Annotated in this window: 20 protein-coding genes; 12 read left to right on the top strand and 8 right to left on the bottom strand. The window is 51.6% G+C overall.

Features of this window, described 5'->3' with window-relative positions; translation table 11 throughout:
- Positions 1 to 68 precede the first annotated feature (68 nt).
- The gene (locus B3007_RS12490) at positions 69 to 653 is read right to left on the bottom strand and encodes a porin family protein (protein WP_301377243.1); all 585 of its coding nucleotides are present in this window, start codon (positions 651 to 653) and stop codon (positions 69 to 71) included.
- A gap of 177 nt (positions 654 to 830) precedes the next feature.
- Between B3007_RS12490 and B3007_RS12485 the strand changes: the two genes are divergently transcribed.
- The 4 genes from B3007_RS12485 (at position 831) to B3007_RS12470 (ending at position 5,750) form a co-directional block, all read left to right on the top strand.
- Positions 831 to 1,631 carry a dienelactone hydrolase family protein gene (locus B3007_RS12485; RefSeq protein ID WP_301377244.1) on the top strand — a complete coding sequence of 267 codons (801 nt, stop codon included), beginning with the start codon at positions 831 to 833 and terminating at the stop codon, positions 1,629 to 1,631.
- A 134-nt stretch (positions 1,632 to 1,765) separates the two neighbouring features.
- Complete coding sequence (locus B3007_RS12480) at positions 1,766 to 2,644, top strand: alpha/beta hydrolase family protein (protein WP_301377245.1); 879 nt, start codon at positions 1,766 to 1,768, stop codon at positions 2,642 to 2,644.
- Positions 2,645 to 2,836: 192 nt separating this feature from the next.
- Positions 2,837 to 3,715 carry a hypothetical protein gene (locus B3007_RS12475; protein WP_301377246.1) on the top strand — a complete coding sequence of 293 codons (879 nt, stop codon included), beginning with the start codon at positions 2,837 to 2,839 and terminating at the stop codon, positions 3,713 to 3,715.
- Positions 3,716 to 3,833: 118 nt separating this feature from the next.
- Positions 3,834 to 5,750 carry an MFS transporter gene (locus B3007_RS12470; protein WP_301377247.1) on the top strand — a complete coding sequence of 639 codons (1,917 nt, stop codon included), beginning with the start codon at positions 3,834 to 3,836 and terminating at the stop codon, positions 5,748 to 5,750.
- Between the two features lie 78 nt (positions 5,751 to 5,828).
- On the opposite strand, the gene aspS is transcribed toward B3007_RS12470, so the two are convergent.
- Positions 5,829 to 7,604 (bottom strand): aspartate--tRNA ligase, encoded by a 1,776-nt coding sequence (gene aspS / locus B3007_RS12465; RefSeq protein ID WP_301377248.1) that lies wholly within the window; start codon positions 7,602 to 7,604, stop codon positions 5,829 to 5,831.
- Positions 7,605 to 7,865: 261 nt separating this feature from the next.
- On the opposite strand from aspS, the gene B3007_RS12460 reads away from it, so the two are divergent.
- From B3007_RS12460 to B3007_RS12450, 3 genes are all read left to right on the top strand, one after another.
- Positions 7,866 to 8,687 carry an SDR family NAD(P)-dependent oxidoreductase gene (locus B3007_RS12460; protein WP_301377249.1) on the top strand — a complete coding sequence of 274 codons (822 nt, stop codon included), beginning with the start codon at positions 7,866 to 7,868 and terminating at the stop codon, positions 8,685 to 8,687.
- A 139-nt stretch (positions 8,688 to 8,826) separates the two neighbouring features.
- Positions 8,827 to 9,198, top strand: a complete 372-nt coding sequence (locus B3007_RS12455) for an HU family DNA-binding protein (RefSeq protein WP_301377250.1) — start codon at positions 8,827 to 8,829, stop codon at positions 9,196 to 9,198.
- A 39-nt stretch (positions 9,199 to 9,237) separates the two neighbouring features.
- On the top strand, positions 9,238 to 9,825 hold the full coding sequence (locus tag B3007_RS12450; protein WP_301377251.1) for a uracil-DNA glycosylase family protein: 588 nt from the start codon (positions 9,238 to 9,240) through the stop codon (positions 9,823 to 9,825).
- Between the two features lie 16 nt (positions 9,826 to 9,841).
- Here the strand turns inward: B3007_RS12450 and B3007_RS12445 are convergent, their stop codons facing one another.
- Both B3007_RS12445 and B3007_RS12440 read right to left on the bottom strand, forming a co-directional pair.
- On the bottom strand, positions 9,842 to 10,636 hold the full coding sequence (locus tag B3007_RS12445; RefSeq protein WP_301377253.1) for a hydroxyacylglutathione hydrolase: 795 nt from the start codon (positions 10,634 to 10,636) through the stop codon (positions 9,842 to 9,844).
- 9 nt (positions 10,637 to 10,645) lie between these two features.
- Positions 10,646 to 11,104: an HIT domain-containing protein gene (locus B3007_RS12440; RefSeq protein WP_297533760.1), complete on the bottom strand. Its 459-nt coding sequence runs from the start codon at positions 11,102 to 11,104 to the stop codon at positions 10,646 to 10,648.
- A 68-nt stretch (positions 11,105 to 11,172) separates the two neighbouring features.
- Between B3007_RS12440 and B3007_RS12435 the strand changes: the two genes are divergently transcribed.
- Both B3007_RS12435 and B3007_RS12430 read left to right on the top strand, forming a co-directional pair.
- Entirely contained in the window at positions 11,173 to 12,294 is a 1,122-nt protein-coding gene (locus tag B3007_RS12435) for a GNAT family N-acetyltransferase (protein WP_297533759.1), read from the top strand.
- Between the two features lie 51 nt (positions 12,295 to 12,345).
- The gene (locus B3007_RS12430; RefSeq protein WP_068437543.1) at positions 12,346 to 12,558 is read left to right on the top strand and encodes a hypothetical protein; all 213 of its coding nucleotides are present in this window, start codon (positions 12,346 to 12,348) and stop codon (positions 12,556 to 12,558) included.
- A gap of 18 nt (positions 12,559 to 12,576) precedes the next feature.
- On the opposite strand, the gene B3007_RS12425 is transcribed toward B3007_RS12430, so the two are convergent.
- Complete coding sequence (locus B3007_RS12425) at positions 12,577 to 13,680, bottom strand: GNAT family N-acetyltransferase/peptidase C39 family protein (protein WP_301377254.1); 1,104 nt, start codon at positions 13,678 to 13,680, stop codon at positions 12,577 to 12,579.
- Between the two features lie 189 nt (positions 13,681 to 13,869).
- Here B3007_RS12425 and B3007_RS12420 point away from each other — a divergent pair, with 189 nt between their 5' ends.
- Positions 13,870 to 15,345 (top strand): RimK family protein, encoded by a 1,476-nt coding sequence (locus B3007_RS12420; RefSeq protein WP_297533757.1) that lies wholly within the window; start codon positions 13,870 to 13,872, stop codon positions 15,343 to 15,345.
- 13 nt (positions 15,346 to 15,358) lie between these two features.
- Here B3007_RS12420 and B3007_RS12415 read toward each other — a convergent pair whose 3' ends face one another.
- Genes B3007_RS12415 through B3007_RS12405 form a run of 3 tightly spaced genes read right to left on the bottom strand, consistent with a single transcriptional unit; the run spans position 15,359 to position 17,845 of the window.
- Positions 15,359 to 16,195 (bottom strand): CPBP family intramembrane glutamic endopeptidase, encoded by an 837-nt coding sequence (locus B3007_RS12415; RefSeq protein ID WP_301377255.1) that lies wholly within the window; start codon positions 16,193 to 16,195, stop codon positions 15,359 to 15,361.
- Positions 16,174 to 17,307, bottom strand: a complete 1,134-nt coding sequence (locus B3007_RS12410; protein WP_297533755.1) for a tRNA-queuosine alpha-mannosyltransferase domain-containing protein — start codon at positions 17,305 to 17,307, stop codon at positions 16,174 to 16,176. Before B3007_RS12410 ends, B3007_RS12415 begins: the two co-directional genes overlap by 22 nt.
- A 4-nt stretch (positions 17,308 to 17,311) precedes the next feature.
- Positions 17,312 to 17,845, bottom strand: coding sequence for a DUF4124 domain-containing protein (locus B3007_RS12405; RefSeq protein WP_076517166.1), 534 nt, complete (start codon positions 17,843 to 17,845; stop codon positions 17,312 to 17,314).
- 113 nt (positions 17,846 to 17,958) lie between these two features.
- Here B3007_RS12405 and B3007_RS12400 point away from each other — a divergent pair, with 113 nt between their 5' ends.
- On the top strand, positions 17,959 to 22,200 hold the full coding sequence (locus B3007_RS12400) for a PAS domain-containing protein (RefSeq protein ID WP_301377256.1): 4,242 nt from the start codon (positions 17,959 to 17,961) through the stop codon (positions 22,198 to 22,200).
- The gene (locus tag B3007_RS12395; RefSeq protein ID WP_301377258.1) at positions 22,193 to 23,116 is read left to right on the top strand and encodes a diguanylate cyclase; all 924 of its coding nucleotides are present in this window, start codon (positions 22,193 to 22,195) and stop codon (positions 23,114 to 23,116) included. Before B3007_RS12400 ends, B3007_RS12395 begins: the two co-directional genes overlap by 8 nt.
- Positions 23,117 to 23,145: the final 29 nt, after the last annotated feature.

Below are 23,145 nucleotides of genomic sequence, written 5' to 3'. Positions count from 1 at the left end.
CTTAAGTGAACAGCATTACGGCAATTGCCGGGTTTTTTATGTTTGCTCGTTTTATGTCGTCAAACGACTCAGAACATTAACGCAAGACCTGCTGAAGCAAAATCAACATCCGCTTTTACGTTATCTTCGTCAAAATCAGCGCGCTCATACTCAAGGCGCAGGTTCAGGTTATCCAGCAGCGCGATGGATGTGCCCACACCGTAAAACATGGCGGTACCTTCACGCTCATCGCTGTAGCCCAGTGGGCCTTTTACATCAGCGTCCCACCAGAACTGACCACCTTTAACAAATACACGAGTGTGGTCGCCAGCAGGAAGACCCAGCATCAGTGACGCCGTTAAACCGCTTGGGTCAAACTGGAAGCTGCCTTCTTTATACTCACCCAGATTCAGGTACTGACCCTCAATACCCACGTAATCGTTCAGCCACACACCGGCAAAGCCTTTCCAGCTTGTGCGGTCGTCGTCAAATTCGTCTGCATCACCCAGCTCCTCGACTTCTTCGCCACCGATAGAGAGGTTTTCCAGTTTGCTGTAACTGATTGAACCACCGACGAATGCATCTGCATCATATTCGCCTTCTGCCATTGCTGGTGTGCCATACATAGCAGCAGTAAGAAGTGCAGTCGTTGCTGGGATAGTTAGCTTTTTCATATTTGATTCCTTGCCTCATGAACGAGGTCGTTAAACATGTGAAAGTGTGAGGCTTGGGAGGAAAATTCGTTCACTGAAACAACGCAACGGATTGTTTCAGGAACTTTCTGCATTTTGACTTCGGGTCAGGCTGGGCCTATGCTCAGCGGCTGTTTTCACTTTTAAAATAAGAAAAATATGCGCTTAAAAAATTATTTCGTCCTTGGATCTGCACTGCTTTTTTCGGGTTTTTCTGCAGCCGACGTCTGTCAGATTGAAGTCCCGTCGACTGAAAATTATTCAGAAGCAGCGTATTTTTACCCCTGTGATGCAGACACTCCTCTACCTGCCATTACGCTGACGGGTGGTTATTCGAATACCTATCACAAACTGCAATGGATGGCTGAGGCGATTGCCAATTCGGGGTATGTAGTTCTGGCGATGACCCCGACAGATAAGTACGGAAAAGTTGAGCAATGGCGCGATGCGCACCTCAGAGGTCAGAAAACGCTGGTAGCCACCACTAAAGAAGAAGGCTCCCCAGTAAAGAGTCTGATTGATACCAACCTTCGTGGAATCGCCGGGTTTTCGATGGGCGGTGGCGGTACCCTACTCGCAGGGAGCATTCTGAAAGATGACGTTAAAGCCCTCGCCGCGTTTGCGCCGTTTTTGCTGAAAGAACAACGAAACGTATCCCCTACCGCTCCGACTATGATCCTGGCTGGCGCTAAGGACTTGCTGGTTACGAACGAATCCATCGAGGAAATATACCAGCACGTAGAAGCATCTACGGCTCAGCGCTTTATTGCTGTGTATGAGAATGGCCGTCACCAACAGTGGTACCGACCAGAGATCACAACAAACCGTGATAGCTACATCGAGTTGACGCTTGCCTGGCTGGATTACCACCTGAAAGAAAGCAGTTCAGCGGCAAAGGTATTAAGCGAAGCTGAAAGGCAATCACCCGACCGTTTCACCCGTATCAGTCACGAGCTCTGAGGGTCAGGTACCTTAAATGGACACAAATAGGACAATTCGTTCCACTTATGAACGTACGTACAATTATTGGGTGAAAGCCTCATTCAGCTTGGTACCCTGTCATCACTAAGAATAAAAACAACACAGGTGAATATATGTCTGTTTCATTCAAGTCCACGCTCCGCTTTCTTCCACTCGCTGCCTCTGTCGCTATGGCAGGCTGCTTCGGTGGTGGAGATCCAGATCCGGCCCCAGAAGGTCAGGCTCTGACTAACCCAGGCGATTATGAAATCTGTTCTTACGAGAACAACCTGGAAAACAGCCGTTACTCGTCAGCCCGGATGACCTACCCATGTGATCTGAGCGCAGGTCCATTCCCGGCGACAACTCTGACCGGCGGCTTTACCAATTCAAAAGAGCAGATGGAGTGGTTGTCTGAGCACCTGACCAGCCACGGCTATATTGTTCTGACCATGACTCCAAGCAACCGCTTTGGCCAACCACCGGTATGGCGCAGTGCACAGCTGGGCGGCTTTGCTGAGCTTGAAGATGAAAACAACCGTGCTGGCAGCCCGCTGCAAGGCAAGATCAACCTGGATAAGCGCAACATCATGGGCTTCTCTATGGGCGGTGGAGGCGTATTGCTGGCAGCCGCTGACATGGGTGAAGATCCAGCCAGCGTCATCGCACTTGCACCTTGGTTAGGCGATAACAACGTCAACTATAACGGCATCAAAGTACCAACCATGATGCTGGGTAGTGAAGAAGATGAACTCGCTTACTACACCGAAGACTTCTACGCGCAGCTGCCAAGCAATATTGAACGTGGCCTGGCCATGTTTGCCGGTGCTAGTCACTACGACTGGTTCGGTTCTGGCAACCAGGACGAGAAGGCAGAATTCCGTACACTCGTGACTGCTTTCCTGGAAGTTCAGCTGAAAGACGACGACTCAGCCTACAGCTACTTTGAAGGCGCTGAGCACGACGAACACGTAGCAGACGGCTGGTTCTCAGTGTTTGACTACCAGAAGTAACGCACACTTCGACCCTCTCAAGCCCGCTTAACGCGGGCTTTTTTGTGCCCCAGAAACACCGACCATTCAAATATGGCCATAGTTAGGACTCCTGCGTCCAAATAGCTTTTCATGGCCACATATGACGAGCCTGCCCAGTCCAGATTGATATTCTGGAGTCGTTCCTTACAAAAATAACTAAAGGTAAACGACATGTCTGTATCTCTGAAAAGCGCATTCCGCGCCCTTCCTCTCACGGCATCAATTGCGCTCGCTGGCTGCTTTGGCGGCGGTGATCCTGATCCTTCACCAGAAGGCCAGGCTCTGGGTGTGCCGGGAGACTTCGAGATCTGCTCATATGAAGCAAATCTCGAGAATGACGGCTACGCGTCAGCGCGTATGACCTACCCTTGCGACCTGAGCGGTGGCCCAATCCCAGCAACGACGTTGACTGGGGGTTTCACTAACACTAAAGAGCAGATGGAATGGCTGGCAGAGCACCTGTCTTCACATGGTTACGCTGTGCTGACTATGACGCCTAATAACACCCTGGGTGTTCCACCGGGCTGGCGCGACGCGCAGTTTGGCGGTTTTGCTGAATTCGAAGACGAGAACTCACGCTCAGGCAGCCCACTGCAAGGCAAGATCGACCTCACTAAACGTAACCTGATGGGCTTCTCCATGGGTGGTGGCGGCGTTATCCTCGCAGCTGAAGAAATGGTCGACCAGCACACCAGCGCGATTGCACTAGCTCCTTGGTTAGGTGCTTACAGTGTTGATTTCGAAGCGATCGAGTCTCCTATCCTGATGCTGGGCAGTGAGTTCGACGAACTGGCCTACGCCACTGAACGCTACTATTCTGAGCTTTCACCTAATACAGAACGCGGTCTTGCTATGTATGCAGGCGGTAGCCACTTCCACTGGTTTGGGAACGGAGAAACGGAATATAAGAAGAAATTCCGTACGCTGGTTACTGCATTCCTGGAAGTTCAGCTGAAGGGTGACACCAGCGCTTACAGCTACTTTGATGGCGCTGAGCACGAAGAACACGTAGAAGAAGGCTGGTTCTCAGCCTACGACTACCAGAAGTAAGTCGACATTACGTGAACACAAAGAAGCCCGCTTAAACGCGGGCTTCTTTGTAATTTGGCCTGACGTCGAACTGGTGGTATTTTCGGTACACCAAATTTCCGCACGACAGGATGTTTTAATGTCTGACCAACAGACGCCCAACGGCACACCCGATCCTCGTGATCACTCTCAGTTCAGCCTTCTTAAGAGCCGACGCTTTGCGCCCTTCTTCTTTACTCAGTTTCTAGGCGCCTTCAACGATAACGTCTACAAAAACTCGCTGATGGCGATGATCACCTTCGGTCTGCTTTCCAGCACGATGGACCTGAGCCTGATGAATAACCTGGGGGCGATGCTGTTTATTCTTCCCTTTTTCTTGTTCTCGGCACTGGCTGGTCAGCTTTCTGATAAATACGAAAAATCTTACCTGATACGACGTATCAAGTTACTTGAGATCGTCATTATGGTGCTCGGCGCCTGTGCCTTTTACTTCAGTGCCACTGCGGGGTTGATGTGTCTGCTTTTTCTGATGGGGACACAGTCTGCGTTCTTTGGGCCAGTAAAATACAGCATCATTCCTCAGCATCTGGATAACCACGAACTCGTTGGTGGTAACGCTCTGGTTGAGATGGGGACTTTCCTTGCCATTCTGACTGGTACGCTGATCGCCAGTGTAATCGCCACCCGAGAAGACGGAGTGATATGGGTTAGCGCTGTGATTATCAGTGTGTCTTGCCTTGGGTATCTGGTCAGCCGCCAGATTCCTTCTGCACCTGCCGCCAACCCGACACAGAAGGTTCGCTTCAACCCGATTACCGAAACCTGGCGCACGCTGGGTTACGCCCGCCAGACAAAAAGTATCTTTCTGGCTGTGCTCGCTATCTCCTGGTTCTGGTTTCTGGGCGCTGCCTACCTGACCCAGATCTACGGCTTCGCTAAAGACTTCCTAGGCGGAGATCAAAGTGTCGTCATGGTTTTATTGGCGACCTTCTCTATTGGTATCGCATTGGGCTCGCTGCTATGTGAGCGTCTGTCAGGGCATAAAGTAGAACTCGGCCTCGTACCTCTCGGTTCGATTGGTCTGACCATATTTGGTATCGACTTATTCCTGCAGGACTTACCCGCCATTGGCACCGAACTGATTAACGCTGGGGAGTTTTTAAGCTCACCGTGGAACCTTCGTATCGTCTTTGACTTTCTGATGATCGGTGTCTTTGGCGGTTTCTACATCGTTCCTCTGTACGCTATGGTTCAGGCACGCTCTGAACCTCAGCACCGATCTCAGGTGATCGCCGCAATCAACATTATGAATGCTCTGTTTATGGTCGCGTCAGCCATTACAGGGATTATTGTTCTGGGCGTACTAGACCTCTCAATACCACAGTTCTTTATGATCCTCGCGATCCTGAATGCGCTGGTTTCTATCTATATTTATCGTACGATCCCTGAATTTGCGATGCGCTTTATCATCTGGGTGCTTACGCACACCATGTACCGGGTAAACCACATTAACCTGCATAAAATTCCGGATGAAGGCGCCTGTGTGCTCGTGTGCAACCATGTGTCATTCGTAGATGCTCTGTTAATTGGAGGCGCGTGCCGCCGCCCGGTTCGCTTCGTTACCTTTAAGCCCATCTACAACATGCCGGTGCTGAACTTCATCTTCCGCACGGCAAAAGCGATCCCGATCGACAGTAAAAAAGCCGACCCTGAAGGGTATGAAAAAGCATTCGAGAGAATCGCTGAAGAACTTCGAGCTGGCGAAGTGGTGTGTATTTTCCCGGAAGGAAAGCTCACAACAACTGGTGAAATAGACGAATTTAAAAATGGCATCAGCCGGATACTCGATGAAACGCCGGTGCCAGTCATACCAATGGCACTGCGTGGACTGTGGGGCAGTTTCTTCAGCCATAAAGACCGCCCTGCCCTTACACGATTACCGCAACGGTTCTGGTCGAAGATCGATATGGTTGTCGGAGATACCGTGCAAGCAGAAGACGCTAGCCCAGGCTACTTAAAAGAGAAAGTCGCTGAATTACGAGGCGATCGACTGTAACCTTGCTACAAAAGAAAACGGGCGCCGACTCGATAAGTGGGCGCCCGTTTTTAAAGAGGAATTAACAAACCCGGCAGATTATTCCGCTGGTTTTGCTTTCTCACGCAGTTTGATGTGCAGGTCACGCAGTTGCGTGTTGCTCACTTCACCCGGAGCCTGTGTCATCACACACGCCGCCGACTGAGTTTTCGGGAAGGCAATCACTTCACGGATGCTGGTCGCGCCAGTCAGCAGCATGATCAGACGATCCAGACCGAATGCCAGACCACCGTGTGGTGGCGCACCGAACTTCAGTGCATCGAGCAGGAAGCCGAATTTCTCGCGCTGCTCTTCTTCAGAAATACCCAGTACACGGAATACCGTTTCCTGCATCGCTTCGTCGTGGATACGGATAGAACCGCCACCCAGTTCGCAGCCGTTCAGTACCATGTCATAGGCACGTGACAGTGCTTCCAATGGGGCCTTTTCCAGTTCTTCTGGCGAGCAGCTTGGTGCGGTGAATGGGTGGTGCAGCGCAGTCATTGAACCGTCGTCGTTCTCTTCGAACATTGGGAAATCAACAACCCACAGAGCAGCCCACTCTTTGGTGTACATGTTGAGGTCTTCACCCAGCTTGCAACGCAGTGCGCCAAGGGCTTCGTTCACGACCTTAGTTTTGTCTGCACCGAAGAACACGATGTCGCCGTTCTTAGCGTCCAGCTTCTCCATGATCTTCATGGTGTTGTCGTCACCGATGAACTTAATGATCGGAGACTGCAGGCCTTCGACGCCCTTCTCGATTTCGTTGACCTTGATCCAGGCCAGACCTTTCGCACCGTAAATACCAACGAATTTGGTGTATTCGTCGATCTGCTTGCGAGACAGCTCAGCACCACCCGGTACTTTTAAGGCTGCTACGCGGCACTTCGGATCTTTCGCAGGGGCTGCGAATACTTTGAAGTCGATGTCCTGAAGGAATTCTTCAACATCAACCAGCTCCATCGGAATACGCAGGTCTGGCTTATCAGAACCGTATTTGTTCATCGCTTCGGAGAACGGCATGCGTGGGAAATCACCCAGGTCGACGCTCAGCTCTTTCGCGAAGATGTCTTTGATCATGCCCTGAACCATACCCATGATTTCGTCTTCATTAATGAAAGACGCTTCGATATCGATCTGGGTGAATTCTGGCTGGCGGTCAGCACGCAGATCTTCGTCACGGAAGCACTTAGCGATTTGGTAGTAACGGTCAAAACCAGAAACCATCAGCAGCTGCTTGAACAGCTGTGGTGACTGCGGCAATGCGAAGAACGATCCTTCGTGAGTACGGCTAGGTACCAGGTAGTCACGCGCACCTTCTGGGGTTGCACGGGTCAGGATCGGTGTTTCGATATCGAGGAAGCCATTGTCTTCCAGGAAACGACGGGCCGCAGAGGTTACTTTTGAGCGGAAGCGCAGCTTGTCCTGCATTTCAGGGCGACGCATATCCATGTAACGGTACTTCAGGCGAACGTCTTCACCCACGTCGGTGTAACCGTCGAGTGGGAATGGAGGCGTCGCTGCCTTGTTCAGAACGTTGATCTCTTTACCCAGCACTTCGATCATGCCGGTTTTCATGTTCTCGTTGGTGGTGCCTTCAGGGCGGCCACGAACACGACCGGTAATCTGAACAACGAACTCTGAGCGAACACTGTCAGCGGTGTTGAATGCATCAACGGTATCCGGGTCGAAAACGACCTGTACCAGACCTTCACGGTCACGTACGTCGAGGAAGATGACGCCACCGTGGTCACGGCGACGATGTACCCAACCGCAGAAGGTTACGGTCTGATCAATCAGTGTTTCGTTGATATCACCACAGTAATGTGTGCGCATCGTTCGGTCCTAAGTCAGTCTGGGAGGCCGCTGAACGCCCTTCCCTGTCATCGAAATCCGCCTGGCGCGGTGGAGTTCCGCCGGCAAGTCAGTAAAAGCCGCGCATTATAGCGGATCTGACCAGCCGCGTTAACCGTCTGGATAGGGTCGTAAGGGTACTATTTCACTGTTCCATGACACTTTCACACCTTGAGATAGCATGGGCACACAGTAAGCTTTGCAGCCATACAGAAATAACAATCAACAGAAGGTATTCGAGCTATGCAGTCTTATTCAGAGAAAGTCGTTGTTGTCACCGGCGCAGCGTCCGGCATCGGCCGCGCACTCGCTCAACAACTCAGCATGCAGGGCGCTAATCTCGCTCTGTCGGACGTTAACATGGAAGCTTTGGAAGAGACCGCATCTATCCTGCGTGGTACTGGCAAAGTCACCCTGCAGAAACTCGACGTTGCAGATCGTGGTGCATGGGAAGCCTATGCAGAACAGGTAAAAGCGGACCATGGTCAGGTCGATATGATCATTAACAACGCGGGTGTTGCTCTGTCTGAAACCGTCGAGCGTATGAGCTATGAAGACATGGAGTGGATCGTCAACATCAACTTCTGGGGCGTCGTCTACGGTACCAAGTCGTTCCTGCCGTTGCTGAAAGAACGTCCTGAGTCTGCCATCGTCAATGTTTCAAGCATCTTCGGCATCATTGCCTTACCGACGCAAGCGGCATACAACGCCACTAAATTTGCAGTTCGCGGCTTTACTGAGTCACTGCGTCAGGAGCTGAAGGGCACCAACGTCTTTGTTACCACCGTTCACCCGGGTGGCATCAAGACCAACATCGTTCGCAATGGCCGCATGAAAACCAGTATGACTGGCGAAAACCAGACGCTGGAGCAGCAGGCGAAACACTTCGAGAAAATCGCTAAAACGACCCCAGCGCAAGCCGCTGACACCATTCTTGAAGGCGTTAAAGGCGGTAAACGCCGCATTCTGATCGGTAGCGATGCGCGCCTGATGGATCGCATCCAACGCCTGTTCCCAGTGCGCTACTCTGACATCTTTGGCTGGGCATTGAAAAAATTAGGCTGATTTCGTGATCTATGCCTAAAAAAACAGGGGTTAGCGGGTTGCTAACCCCTTTTTTTTGCTTAAGAATCGAAGGGCCTGTTAGCACTCATCTCTCTACGCATTTCGGGCAGCCGCTTACTCAAGAAAAGGAAAAACCACTATGGCAGCAAAGAAACCAACGACGGCTAAAGCCGCACCGGCCCGTAAAGTTACAGCCGTTCGTGAAAAATTTACCAAAACTCAGATTCTGAACGAAATTGCAGAGAACACCGGCCTGTCTAAGAAAGAAGTCAGCGCCGTGCTTGACGAACTGGGTATCGTAATCGAGCGCCACATTAAGAAGCGTGCCGTTGGTGAATTCACCCTGCCTGGTCTGCTGAAAATCAAAACAGTTAAGAAGCCAGCGCAGAAAGCCCGTAAAAACGTGCCAAACCCATTCCGCCCAGGCGAGACGATGGATGTTGCAGCGAAGCCTGCTTCAACCAAGGTTAAAGTTCTGCCGCTGAAAAAGCTGAAGGATATGGCTCTTTAAGTCACATCTTCTCAGAGAGGGCTTCGGCCCTCTTTTGTTATGCCCGACACCCCTCTAAAAAACCTGCTGACCGAAATTCGCAACTGCGACTTATGCGCCCATGATTTACCACTGGGAGCAAATCCGGTCATTCAAGTCGCCAGTACTGCAAAGATATTAATTATTGGCCAGGCACCTGGCACACGTGTTCACGAAACTGGTATTCCATGGAATGATCCGAGCGGCAATAAACTGCGCCAGTGGTTGCAGCTCTCCGATGACGATTTCTATGACGAGAACCAGATAGCTATTATGCCGATGGGACTGTGTTACCCGGGCAAAGGAAAATCGGGCGACCTGCCCCCACGCAAAGAGTGTGCACCGAAATGGCACCACCAGGTATTTGAGCACCTGCCAGATCTGAAGCTTATTCTGCTTATCGGCCAGTATGCACAGAGGTCGTACTTAAAAGATGGTCATAATACGGTTACCGAGCGGGTCAAACATGCATCAGAAACTAAGGCGCCCTTTTTTCCGCTCCCACATCCGTCCCCGAGAAACCAGATCTGGTTAAAGAAAAACCCTTGGTTTGAAAGCACGGTGCTGCCCGAATTGCGTAGTAAAGTGCGGGCTGCTCTTAGTGACTGAGCACCTCAATCCTTTCTCACCACTGATCCCGAAGCTTTCTGAGTGCCTTAAATACATCGCGATCGCTTAATCCCAGATGCGGAAACTCTGCTTTTAAACCATCAATGACAGCAGGATGATGTAACCTCAAGAAAGGGTTGTACAAACGCTCCTGCCCCATGGTCATGACAGGCATGTCATCGGGCTGCGTATCGGCAACGTTACTCTGCCACTTGCTGGCATCGTTATTCGACGGCTCACGCGTTAATGCGAATGCCAGATTATTTTTCATGTAGTCGTGCCCCGGATACAACAGAGTATCGTCCGGTAATGGCATAAGCTGTGAAACAAATGAATCGTACATTTCGTCAACATCACCACCATTTCGGCAGTTACCGGCGCAGGCATTAAATAACGTATCACCAGAAAAAAGGACCGGCGTTCCGCCGTTGTCTTCTGCTTTGACAAGCAGACACAAATGGACAGGCGTGTGCCCGGGGGTGAAAAGGACATGAAGTTTCAGTGAGCCGAGTTCGATCACATCACCCGCAACCACGCCACGATCTACATCAGGTATTCTCGCCATGGCGTTCTGATGCGCAATAACTTCCGCGCCCGTGGCCGCCACAACCGCAGGATTACCCTCGACATGATCATGATGCTCGTGCGTATTAATAATATATTTGATGGTGTAACCCTGCTCTTCTGCCAGGGCCACCATCGCATCACCATCTAAAGGGTCCAGAGCGATGGCTTCTCGAGTTTCTTCACAACCAATCAGGTAATTGAAATTACGTAACGGGTTGTTCATGTAACGTCGAAAAACTTCCACATTCACCTCTTACCAGTACACAGTGTCCTGAATATCGTCGTCTGCTTCAGACTCTTTAATGAAGTGACTGTTCAATAAATTAATCATTTCTTCTGAGCGCGCTTCCAGCTCTTCGTCAGAATAGGCTTCTGCAGGACTATGCCCCCAGACCGGTCCGGGCCACGCAGGATCAGTTTTGAATCGTGCGACATGGTGAACATGCAGCTGGGCAACAACATTCCCGAGCGCGGCGATGTTCATGGAATCAGATGCGAAATGATCAGCCATCTTCTCTGCTACAAATGCAGACTCTTCCATTAGCTGGAGGCGGTCTTCTTTCTTCAGGTGGTAATACTCGAAAACGTTAGAGCGGGATGGCACAAGAATCACCCAAGGGTAACGGCGATCCTTCATCATAAGTACTTTACACAAAGGCAAGCGGCCCAAATACACGGTGTCGGCTTGCAGGCGTTCATCTAAGCGGAACATAATCTCTCCTGTTGATTGTTTTCATGATAAATCGCCATACGCGTAAGGTCACTAGAGGTTCGCTATAAATGCCCGAGTTCATTGCTCTTCCGGCCATAAACGCCATTCCGAAAGACCAGTGGGATGCACTCTTACCAGCTAATGCTGGGCCGTTTCTGCGCTACGATTTCTTGCGTGCTCTGGAGTCCAGCGGCTCCGTCTCTGTAGATACAGGCTGGACGCCGAGCCACCTGATCAGCCTTGATGACACCGGGACTCCCAATCTTGTTCTCCCTGCCTATATTAAAGACCACAGTTACGGAGAATACGTATTCGACTGGCAGTGGGCTGAGGCCTACGCCAGTTATGGCATGCAGTATTACCCGAAGCTTTTACTGGGCGTCCCTTTCACGCCTGTTCCGGGCCCACGATGGTTAAGCAGCACCCCGGTCGACACCCAAAGCCTGGCCCAGGGCTTATCAGACTTTTGCTCGAGTAAGGGGCTGAGTGGCTGGCACATGAACTTCTCCGCTGGCGAACTGACTCCGGACGCTGGCGCATCGGAACGAAAAGGCTGCCAGTTCATCTGGAGGAACAATAACTTCAGCTCCTTTGACGACTTTCTGGCAACGTTCGCAAGCCGTAAACGTAAAAACCTGCTGAAGGAGCGCCGCCGGATCACAGGACAGGGCTTAAAGGTGTCACGCTTCGAAGGCGAAGGCATCACACCCGAAATGATTGATATCTTCTACCACTGCTATTGCGATACCTATTACCGCAGACGCTCTCATCCTTACCTTACGCCCAGTTTCTTTCACCAACTCCGTGAGACCATGGCAGATTCGATGATGTTGGTACTCGCAGAAGACGAAGAAGGCCCATGCGCTGCCGCCCTTTGTTTCTTCGACGATAACGCACTTTATGGCCGCTACTGGGGTTGTCTACGCGACTACGATGCCTTGCATTTCGAGGCCTGCTATTACCAGGGGATTGAGTTCTGCATCGAGAAGAACCTGGGTATGTTTAACCCGGGCACTCAGGGAGAACACAAGATCAGCCGTGGCTTCGCCCCCGAGTTCACACGAAGCTACCATTGGCTCGCACATCCGGAATTTCACGACGCTATTGGCAGATTTACACGTGAAGAAGCGGCGTACATTGAAGAATATGCCACTGCCGCCTCAGAAAGACTGCCGTTCAGGCGGGATTGACCTGGCTGTCTCATCCCAGCTTTGCTATAACCCCACCCGGAGGTAATTATCATGGCTATGAGAGCGTACAAAGTTCAGGACATTGTTGTATTCGCATCACGCGGTACCGAAGCAAAACTTCTGGCTGCGCCAGAGTTGCGCCCGGCAGAAGAGTGGCGCGAAGACGTAGCCGCGTGGGTAGCGCTGCGTGCCGAGCGCGCACCAGAACTGGATGACAGGGTGGACGCCAGCAAAACTGAGCCGTATATCCATACCAGCCACTAACCTATCGTCAGGCGGCTTCTACAAAGGACGTCCCGTTCCCGATATTAAGACAGCAGCCATGTAACGACGGCTGCCGTACTGACACATCGCCGCCAGATTCTCCAGACTCACAGGCACATAGATATTATCGACCGCCGCCTGATCCAGCGTATCATCGACATCCGGGTCATTGATGTAAGCAAAATCTTCATCCATCGCGACCAACCACACCCAGTGCGGTGCCTTGTTCCGGTTCATCCGGTACGTACTGATCAAGAGCAGAATACGATGGCCAGACTTTAATGCCTCTCTGAGTGTCTCAACCGTAAATTGCGACACCTCAGTGGATATCCCCGCGCGTTCGCAGCGCTGACTGAAGTCATCACTGACAAGGCGCAGAACTTCACGTTTATGCTCATTCCGGACGCCCTCAATAAAAGGCACCGACTCATCCGACACCCAGATGCTGGCATCAAAACCGCGAGTCTGAGCTGCAAGAGCCAGCCCCTGAGCAGAGCAACCTCCATGGCCAGTCGTCAGGTAAATGGTTGTCGCCTCCCGCCAGATATTCAGTTCACAAATACGCGACAACTGAAACTCTGACTGTAGACTGCGCATCGCCATCATCAACGCTGACGGACCGCACGTAAAAGGCGTTGTCTGACCGTAGAAAGGCAACTCCTGAGGAACGACACGCATCGTGCTCAGGTGTTTCTCCAGTCTCCAGCCCGCACTGCCGTCTTCGTAATAACCGGGCAGGAAGCGAATTCTCCGATACCCGGTAGATTCATAGAGGTACAGAGCGCCCTCATTATCATCACGAACCTCCAGGCGCATGAAAAATACTCCGCGGAGCATGGCCTGAGACTCAGCATGATCCAGTAGCTGACGCGCCAGACCGCGCCCTCGTGCCATAGCTGCCACCGCGATGGAATAGAGCCGCGCCAGCGAGGTACCGCGATGGAACAGCACCAGGATGTAGGCCTGAAGGCCCTTTTCGTCTTCATGTACCCATAATTCAGAGTGGCTGGAACGAATGAAATGGCGAAAACGACGAGGCGTCAGCCGGTCGCCCGGGAAAGCCTCCTCTTCAATAGCCGATAACGCGGGAACATCTGCCGATGTGGCTAAACGAAACGTCATATACTGAACCTAAAAATGAAACAGCAATCTGAAGGCGCATAGTAGAACTGAACACAGCGAATCGCTACGGCTGTGCTCACGAGAAATATCACTCCAGACGAGAAGAAAAACTTGATGTTGTGATGCGCCAGCGAGAACTATCATCTGGCTCAGTTTTTCATTTTCTAATACACAAAGAGTCACCAATACATGAAGCCACTGCTCGTACTCGTTGACCAGCTCAGTGACTGGCAGCCCTACTACCCAACCCGTCAGGTCATCACCATTGGCGACTTTCTGGCTGGGCAGACCGAGGCTCGCGGCTATGTTATCAACCTATGCTCGGATTACTCTTATCTGAGTACGGGATACTACGGCTCGCTTCTCGCTGAGGCGCGCGGCGGCCAGGTGTTCCCCGGCGTTCGTGCCATTCGTGAACTAAACAATTTCGAGCAGGGGCAGCCGCTTCCGACGAAAACCAGCCGCATTCTCGAAGCTGACCGACGCTCAGGCAAAAATAACGCAGACCTTGTGCACCTACGCGTGTATTTCGGACAAACAGAGAACGCTTCTCTGAAGCCAGTTGCCCGCAAACTGTTCGAGACATTTGCCTTCCCTGTATTCGATGCCAAGCTTCAACGCGTGCACGAAAACCTGTGGATCATCGCCTCGTTAAACGTCGTTGCAATCAACGAGCTCAACGAAAGCGATCAGACCCGGTTTGCAGAGTCTCTGGACACGTTCAGCTCGAAAATATGGCGGCTTAAACGCATCAACAAGCGTTATAAATATGATCTGGCGATTCTGGTCAACCCAGAGGAGCAACTGCCGCCCTCCAATAAAGGCGCATTAACTGCATTTGAAAAAGCCGGTAAAGACATTGGTTTAAACGTTGAGCTGATCACATGGAAAGAAGCCCATAGAATTGCAGAATACGATGCACTCTTTATCCGTGAAACGACAAACGTCGATCATCACACGTATCGCATTGCACAACAGGCTGAAAATGCTGGGCTCGTCGTTATCGACAGCCCTCGCGACATTATGCGCTGCTCTAACAAAGTCTACCTCCACGAGTGCTTGCAACTGCATCAGGTAGACACACCAGAAACGCGGCTATTGATGACTCAGCAAGACTATAACATCGATCACCTCATCGAAGAGCTGGAACTTCCGATCATCGTGAAAGTACCAGACGGCGCCTTCTCAATTGGTGTAGAAAAAGCAAAAACACGGGAGGAGCTACAAGAGTGTATCAGTCGCCTTGGTCAACGCTCTGCCTTGCTCTTACTGCAGAAATTTATGCCAACCGAGTACGACTGGCGTATTGGTGTTCTGAATGGTGAAGCCATCTATGCCTGCCGGTATTTTATGGCCAAAAGTCATTGGCAGATTTACAACCACAGTGCCCGATCAAAATCGAACAGTTCTGGGAATGCTGATGCCTTTGCTATTAATGATGTGCCTAAAAAAGTCATCAAAACCGCATTAAAAGCAGCGCGCTGTATGGGAGATGGGTTTTATGGGGTTGACCTGAAATCCAGCGGTGATCGGGTCGTTGTCATTGAGGTCAACGACAACCCAAGCATAGACAAAGGCGTTGAAGACCTTCATGAAGGTACGGCACTTTATCAGAAAATCATGCAGACATTTCTGGCAAGGTTGGATGACATTAACGGGCGCTGAAGCGCCGGTCTTTCTACCACTGCTGGGGTAGCCCTTTGGTTTGCAGAAGGGCTGCTACATCCATCATCAATGCGATAGACACATGCACCAGAACACCACCCCAAATCGACCGTGACATAAGAGCAAGTACACCGAGAAAAAAGCCGAACAGAATCGCGCCGAAGGACTCCGGCCATAGCTTCGGGAAGTGCAGCATCAGGTACGGCAAACACATCACCGCAATCGACAGACTACCAAACTGGCGTTTCAGGCCATTTACCAGATATCCGCGAAAAAAGAATTCAACGGCAATAAACTGAAGGACATAAATAACCTCCCAGCTCAGCAAGTCAAACCAGCTTCGATGGGCTTGATTATAAAAGGGATAATGCTTTGAAAAGTCATCACCAAAACTGGCGATAATTGCAAACACAAGAATCGGCGATGCTAACAAAACATAGCCACGCCAGTGGTGATGGACACTGCCCCACTGCCAGCCATACTCACTCAGTGAATCTTTGAACCACCACCGTATGGCCAGCATTGGAATAATGAGGAATCCAAGCAGGTTTATGCTGCCCCACCAGATATATCCCAGTAATTCGCGGTATTCGTAACGATGATAGTCACGATATATCGAGGGATCAGACATCACTTCGGAAAACCACTTCACCAGCGCGGTCAGGTTACTGCTGTATTTTCCGTAATGCACCAGAAGCAGACACACACAGGCAATACCGATAATCTGCCAGACACGTATACGCTCTTTCGCTTCTTCCGCAGGCGATAAACTGGCCGGTTTACGCTCTTCATCAATTGCATTGAGTTGGCTGAAAAGAAACCCTGGCGTCAGCCAGTGTAAAAATCCCATGCTGCTGTTCCATTCGTGTCTTCAATAGCCCCTACAGGCAGACTGAAGTAAATCATTAAATTACGCCATAGTTCGCCCGTGTGACTCGCGGTCCAACGAGAAATATCCACCGGGCTACTGTGCTGAAGTGCGTCGCTCACTCGATCAGCGGCTTCTTCAATATTACCGGGCGTATATCGAAAGCGGCCTGGGTATTGTTCGCGATAGCATAACGCGTCAGGGACTACAGGCGTTGCGCCAGCACTCACGGCTTCAATCATCGATAGCCCCTGAAACTCATGATCCGCTGTGCTGATCACAACCCGAGCACGCTTTAATAAGGTTTCATACTCAGCCCGCGGGACCATACCATCGGCAACAATCCGTGCGGCGTGCTTCTCACGTATTGCAGACAGTTCGCCCGGCACCTTCTCAGGTCGCGGCCCCAACAACGCCAACTGAAAATCTACGCCGCGATTAGCTAACATATCAAGCACTGCTTCGAATCGATCCGGACGCTTGTCGTATTCCCAGCGGTGATTCCAGAGAATCATCGGCATCGTGCCTGTTTGCGCTGGAATCGTATCAGTATTTACTGTCTCGACAGCGACAGGTAAAACCGAACTCTTCGCTCGTAACTCATCAACAACATGGTCGGGAGTGGCGTCAGGTAATTTACGCAGAAGCTCTGTAACTCCCTCCAGCATGGACTCAAGATTAAAACGCGAGTTAAACAAACAACGTTCCGATGTCAGAGCCCCGTATAACTGAACCATCTGAGGGTCAATCGACGAGTGCTGGCGGTCACCCACCGGGTAAGCAAACTGATTCTCATGAAAATAGAGAGTAACGGGAATATCAGCCAGTTCAGGATGCAGCCCTTTGATGGTGGCAATATCCACCATGGATGTTGCGAGAATATGATGGGGCTGCTCTTGCTGGAGTGCGTCCCGAAATTCTGCCATCCACGACAAAGGGTTACCCCGGATACGCCAGCGGAAGTAGCGGCCAGGAAGTTCGAAGATTCGAAGCCGCACCGGGCAGTCCTGCTGATTCGAGAGCCAGTTAACCCAACTGGCGTGACTTTCGGAACGATATGCTGACAGCAGCCAGACCAGAGGACGCTCGGGCATTTACTCAGATCGCCATTTGCGAGCGGTCAAGCTCCTGCTTGGCGGAGTCAGACGCCTGGTTAATTTCCGACAAGCGTTTTTCGAGTCCGGAGATATTCTCTCGTTGCTGGCGTATCTGCTCATTATAGCGGTCTGCACCAGTTTTCATCTCATCAACAATGGCTTGAGCGCGGTTGCGGGCATTTGGCCCCGCAATGGACTTCGCCAGCTCGGATTTTTCTTTGATCATGCGCTCACGTTCCTGTTGCAGGTCGCTAAGCTTCTTCTTCGCATTTTTCAGGTCACGCTGCACACGAATTTTGTCATTACTGCGGGAAAGCTCATCAGCCATCCCTTGCAACTCTGCTTCAGAAGCACCCCTCGATGGCTTACTGGTATCGACCTGGCGTTCTTCCTTCACCGAGTATTCTGACGGGCATGGCGTCTGTGAGAACAGGGTCTCGCCCGCTGCTGATTTACAGACATACACTTTCCCCGCGTGCACCGGCAGAACAGCCGAAACCACGACCATACCAACCAGCAGCAAACTACCACGCATATTAAGACTCCTTGTTATCAGAAATGTTGGCGAAAAGGCCTGGATTCGCCCTGCGCTTACCTGTGAACTGACTATACTTGAAAGCGGATTATACTTTCTACCACGGAGCAGACATGCCTCACCCCACTCCCAGCGTCCCCGATACACTACCGGGAGATCACTGGTTACTGCAGAAATACGCATTGGATCAACACGCGATCGTTGCCATCACAGACAAGGAAGGCCGCATTCAATACGTTAATGACCTGTTCTGCGACATCAGTGGCTACGAACGCGAAGAGTTAATTGGCCGCACTCATCACATGGTGAACTCCGGTCATCACAGCAGACAATTTTTCGAAGAAATGTTCGACACACTCGCCGATAACGACATCTGGCGTGGAGAAATCTGCAATCGTCGTAAGACCGGTGAGCTCTACTGGGTAGAAACGACCATTTCTACCCAACGCGATGAAGCAGGTGAGATTACGGGTTACGTGGCCCTGCGCACCGACGTCACAGACCAGCACCGCACTCTGGACGCCATGCGCCGTTTGCATGAAATTACTTCTGACCGCCAGGCAACCATAGACACTAAAGCTGAGCGAATCCTTCGCCTGGGCTGCGAGATATTTAATCTGCCCATTGGCATCATCAGCCACATCGTTGATGAACAATATACAGTGCGCTTCACCCTCAACCCTGAAAACGCACTTAAGCCCGGTGACAACTTTGAACTAGGCAATACCTACTGTTCTGAAACTATCGCTGGTTGTCATGCGGTCGCGCACCACCATGTGGGCGATAGCGAAACCCAGCATCACCCTGCTTACGCCAATTTTGGTCTTGAGTCGTATCTCGCCGCCCCCCTGTTTCTCAAAGATCAGGTGTACGGCACAATTAATTTCTCGGGCCCGGAGCCGCGATCACGCGCTTTCAGCACCGGCGAGATTGAGCTGATTCAATTATTTGCGAAGTGGATCGGCGACGAGCTTGCTCGCGAAGAAACCGATAATGAACTGGAGCGGGACCGTCTTTTACTGGATGCCGTCAGTAAGCAAGCTCGTATTGGTGGCTGGGAACTCGACCTCACAACGGAAAACCTCTACTGGACCCCAGTCACCCGCCTTATCCACGAAGTCGAGGATGATTTTATACCCACGGTTGATAACGGCATCGACTTTTACGATGGCGATGAAGCGAAAGAGCGTCTCCGCGAAGCAATCGCGAGCGCTATTGAAAAAGGTAAGAGCTGGGATCTCGAGTTACCACTGAAAACAGCGAAAGGTCGAAGAATCTGGGCCCGCGCACTGGGTACTCCCGTCATGGTCGACGGTACCTGCACCCGCCTGTTCGGATCGTTCCAGGACATCACTGAAGAACGGGAACAGGAAACCGAGAAACGCGAGGAGGCTCAGCGTAATCAGCTAATGATTGAATCGACGGCCGTTGGCTTCTGGGACTGGAACGTCAAAACCGGAGAAACCTCTTTCAGTGAACGCTGGGCCAACATTATTGGGTACACTCTCGATGAGCTTTCACCGGTCTCAATCGACACCTGGCTGGAAGCTTGCCACCCGGATGACCTTGAACGGTCAGGTGAACTTCTGACGCAGCACTGGGAAGGCAAACTGGATCGCTATGAATGCGAAGCCCGGATGAGACACAAAGACGGTCACTGGATCTGGGTTCATGACACCGGACGTGTCGTTGAATGGGACGATGAGGGTCAGCCTCTGCGCATGATCGGCACGCACCTCGACATCACCGAAAACAAACTCGCACAGACCGAGATCAACATCAGTCACCAGAGAATCCAGCTGGCGACTGAGTCTGCGGGCATCTGTATCTGGGAGCACAACCTGATCACCGGCGAGATGGCCTGGGACGCAGGTATGCGCGAGCTGTACGGCATCGCTCCTGAGGTCACACCTCCCAGCATTAAAGAGTGGGAGTCCTTCATTCACCCAGATGACCACGACTGGGTAGTGACCCGACTCAAAGACGCCATCGAGCATACGAAGCCATTCGATTATGAGTTCAGAATCGTTCGTGCCGACGGGAAAGAGCGTCATGTTCGAACCGCCGCTGTGATACTGTCCGATGACCATACCCAGGGATCCCGGGTCGTTGGCATGACCAGCGATGTGACTCAGCAGAAAGAGAATGAACTTGCTTTGTTAGCTGCGAAGCGGGAAGCAGAAAGTGCCGCACGAACGAAAAGTGACTTCCTTGCGACCATGAGCCATGAAATCCGCACGCCTATGAACGGCGTGTTGGGAATGCTCAACCTGCTGAAAGACACGCCACTCACAGACGATCAGCTAAACCGGATACGTATTGCGCAAAACAGTGCGCAGTCTCTGCTTGCACTGATTAACGACATACTCGACTTCTCGAAAATCGAAGCAAATAAGCTTGAACTTGAATCCATCGAGTTCGAACTCAACAGCGTACTGACAGCTGCAACAGAGTCGCTTGCCAGCCAGGCAGAGACAAAAGCCGTCGAACTTCTGGTCGACACCTCCCGGCTACACACCAATACCGTTGTCGGAGACCCCGGCCGGGTTCGCCAGATACTTGTTAACCTGTTAAGCAATGCGATTAAGTTCACCAATGAAGGAGAAGTAACTGTATCGCTCGAGCAAATACTAATCGATGACAAGTGGCAACTATCGATCACGGTGAAAGATACCGGCATCGGTATTCATGAAACCAAACGGGTGAACCTTTTCAATGCGTTTAACCAGGTCGATTCTTCAACGACGCGAGAGTTTGGTGGTAGCGGCCTTGGCTTGGCCATCGTGAAAAACCTGTGCGAACGGATGAATGGTTCGGTTTCAGTAGAAAGTACCCCAACGGTGGGCAGCGCATTTACCGCCACGATCCAGCTCGATATTGCCCCAGATGCTACCCCGCTTCCCGGCCTCAATGGCACTCGTGTACTGGCCATTATTAACAACCCAAAATCGCGTGAGGTAACCCGCCGGAACCTTGAAGCCCTGGGCGCTCGCGTCGACGCCGTCGGGTCCACCGCGGACGCCTCCGAAATATTGATAGGCGACCCAGACAGCGTCGACCTTCTCATTTTGAGCAGCAATATTCCCGGTGAAGACTGGAGAGACAGTTCTGAAGCATTAGCTCAGCTACCTGCCATGGATACAGCACTCAGAGTACTAATGGTACCAGTGAGCTTCCGCCAGTCAGAACGGGTACTCGAGTCCGGCCGACTTCACGGTCATGTATTAAAACCGCTGAACGTCCTCAATCTGGTGGAGTACTTCCACACGCGTAAAGAGTTTGGTCAGGCGGGAGATACAAGCACTCGCACCAGCAAACCGACATTCCGGGATAAACGCGTCCTGCTTGTGGAAGACAATCGGGTTAATCAGCTGGTCGCGGAAGAAATGCTGACAGCGCTCGGTATCAAGGTAGTCATCACAGAAAACGGTGAAGAAGCAATTCAGAAAATCAGCTCTGAAGAAACTCCTTTCGATCTCATTCTTATGGATTGCCAAATGCCAGTAATGGACGGATATCAGGCAACGCGGGCACTCAGACACGGCCGCGCAGGTGACCAGCACCAGAGTACCCCCGTAATAGCCATGACAGCGCACGCCATGACTGGCGATAAAGAAAGGTGTCTGGCATCGGGAATGAACGACTACCTCGCAAAGCCAGTTGATCCCGGCTTGCTGACCTCAATGCTTGAGCGATGGCTACTGGCAGACGACGCCAATAATGATGCCGCGGTCGGCGAACAAGCTGTTGTATTGAAAAGTCAGCCTCAGGTTGGCGAAACAATCTGGGATCGTCAGCAGGCCCTTAAGCGTGTGGTAGGTAACGAGAAGCTGCTCAACCAGCTTATTGATATGTTCCGTAGTGAACAGCCCGTGCGCTTGTCGGAGATGACTCAACTGCTTGATGGCGGGCGTTTTGATGCCCTCAGAGAGGTTGCTCACAACCTGAAAGGCGTCGCAGGAAACCTGGGCCTGGTGGCCATACAGAAAGTCGCCTCGCGCCTGGATCAGGATATCCGCACCGGTAAAACCAGCACCGCAGAAAACCTTCTCGACGAGCTGCATGAAGAAACCGCGCGCCTGACAGAACTGTTGGAAAGCGACCAGAATAGCAAAGCCCCTACACCGCTCATTGGCCTGAAAGAACGACTGGTTGCAATAAATCACGCTTTAGAACAAAACGACTACATTAGTCAGAAGAGTCTTGAATTCATGCTTAAACCCCTTGGGAATGCCTATTACGAGGCAGAACTGGGGCAGCTTGCGCACGAGATCACGGCATTTGAAAACGCAAAAGCTCAGGCTAGGATTAAATCACTGCTTCAGCAGATAAATGAGAGCAATAAGAATGCCTAATGAAATGCCGCTATCGACTGTCTTACTCGTTGACGATTCTGCGTCGAATATCCGCGTCATGGCCGCGGTACTTCAGGAGCGTTACCGCGTAAAGACAGCAACAAGCGGACAACAATGTCTCGATATGGCGCTCAGGCACAAGCCTGACCTGATTCTGCTCGACATTGAAATGCCAGGCATCTCAGGCTACGAAACCTGCCGTGAGCTCAAAGACATGAGCGAAACGCGCGATATCCCCATCATATTTGTTACCGGCCGGGACAATATCGAAGACGAAGAAATGGGCCTTCGCATCGGCGCCGTGGATTACATCACCAAGCCGATACGCCCGGTCATTCTCTCGGCCCGCGTTGATACGCACGTGACACTTAAGCGCCAACAGGATCGACTGCTGCAACTGGCGATGCACGATCAGCTCACCGGGCTGTACAACCGTCACTACATGCTGGAAATGGTCGATCAGCGGCTTGCCCGGGCCCGACGCCACAGCACTCCCATGACGACCTTGATCATCGATCTTGATCACTTCAAAAAGATCAACGATACGCACGGGCACATTGTGGGTGATCAGATTCTGGAACAGGTAGCGACCCTGCTTGAGCAGCAATGCCGCACCGAAGACACGGTTGCACGGTTTGGCGGTGAAGAGTTTATCGTACTGATGGAACCCTGCTCGCTGAATCAGGCACACTACAAAGCCGAGGTAATGCGCCACCAGATATCCGAGCTCATGCCCTCCTCTATCCCTGTTACCGTAAGCATTGGCGCGGCAGAACTGTCGGATCATGATGAGAATTTCAACGATCTTCTCAAGCGAGCCGATGATGCCCTTTACCGGGCAAAAGAAAACGGCCGCAACTGTACTGAACTGGCTCACCCGGAAGACATAGTGACAGCCTCCAAAGCCCCTCACTAATCAGGTACAATCGCCGCCCTGAGATAATT

The sequence above is a fragment of the Thalassolituus sp. UBA675 genome (assembly GCF_002297765.1).
Classification (GTDB): domain Bacteria; phylum Pseudomonadota; class Gammaproteobacteria; order Pseudomonadales; family Oceanobacteraceae; genus Thalassolituus.
Note: the sequence above shows the minus strand (reverse complement) of the source record. Positions and strands in the feature narration are given on the sequence as shown.

Bases quoted from the DNA above. Each gene is read 5' to 3' on its own strand.
- B3007_RS12480 (WP_301377245.1), top strand. From the start codon at position 1,766: ATGTCTGTTTCATTCAAGTCCACGCTCCGCTTTCTTCCACTCGCTGCC.
- B3007_RS12475 (WP_301377246.1), top strand. From the start codon at position 2,837: ATGTCTGTATCTCTGAAAAGCGCATTCCGCGCCCTTCCTCTCACGGCA.
- B3007_RS12435 (WP_297533759.1), top strand. From the start codon at position 11,173: ATGCCCGAGTTCATTGCTCTTCCGGCCATAAACGCCATTCCGAAAGAC.
- B3007_RS12425 (WP_301377254.1), bottom strand. From the start codon at position 13,680: ATGACGTTTCGTTTAGCCACATCGGCAGATGTTCCCGCGTTATCGGCT.
- B3007_RS12455 (WP_301377250.1), top strand. From the start codon at position 8,827: ATGGCAGCAAAGAAACCAACGACGGCTAAAGCCGCACCGGCCCGTAAA.
- B3007_RS12490 (WP_301377243.1), bottom strand. From the start codon at position 653: ATGAAAAAGCTAACTATCCCAGCAACGACTGCACTTCTTACTGCTGCT.
- B3007_RS12420 (WP_297533757.1), top strand. From the start codon at position 13,870: ATGAAGCCACTGCTCGTACTCGTTGACCAGCTCAGTGACTGGCAGCCC.
- B3007_RS12460 (WP_301377249.1), top strand. From the start codon at position 7,866: ATGCAGTCTTATTCAGAGAAAGTCGTTGTTGTCACCGGCGCAGCGTCC.
- B3007_RS12470 (WP_301377247.1), top strand. From the start codon at position 3,834: ATGTCTGACCAACAGACGCCCAACGGCACACCCGATCCTCGTGATCAC.
- B3007_RS12410 (WP_297533755.1), bottom strand. From the start codon at position 17,307: ATGCCCGAGCGTCCTCTGGTCTGGCTGCTGTCAGCATATCGTTCCGAA.
- aspS (WP_301377248.1), bottom strand. From the start codon at position 7,604: ATGCGCACACATTACTGTGGTGATATCAACGAAACACTGATTGATCAG.
- B3007_RS12440 (WP_297533760.1), bottom strand. From the start codon at position 11,104: ATGTTCCGCTTAGATGAACGCCTGCAAGCCGACACCGTGTATTTGGGC.
- B3007_RS12485 (WP_301377244.1), top strand. From the start codon at position 831: ATGCGCTTAAAAAATTATTTCGTCCTTGGATCTGCACTGCTTTTTTCG.
- B3007_RS12450 (WP_301377251.1), top strand. From the start codon at position 9,238: ATGCCCGACACCCCTCTAAAAAACCTGCTGACCGAAATTCGCAACTGC.
- B3007_RS12430 (WP_068437543.1), top strand. From the start codon at position 12,346: ATGGCTATGAGAGCGTACAAAGTTCAGGACATTGTTGTATTCGCATCA.
- B3007_RS12415 (WP_301377255.1), bottom strand. From the start codon at position 16,195: ATGGGATTTTTACACTGGCTGACGCCAGGGTTTCTTTTCAGCCAACTC.
- B3007_RS12400 (WP_301377256.1), top strand. From the start codon at position 17,959: ATGCCTCACCCCACTCCCAGCGTCCCCGATACACTACCGGGAGATCAC.
- B3007_RS12395 (WP_301377258.1), top strand. From the start codon at position 22,193: ATGCCTAATGAAATGCCGCTATCGACTGTCTTACTCGTTGACGATTCT.
- B3007_RS12405 (WP_076517166.1), bottom strand. From the start codon at position 17,845: ATGCGTGGTAGTTTGCTGCTGGTTGGTATGGTCGTGGTTTCGGCTGTT.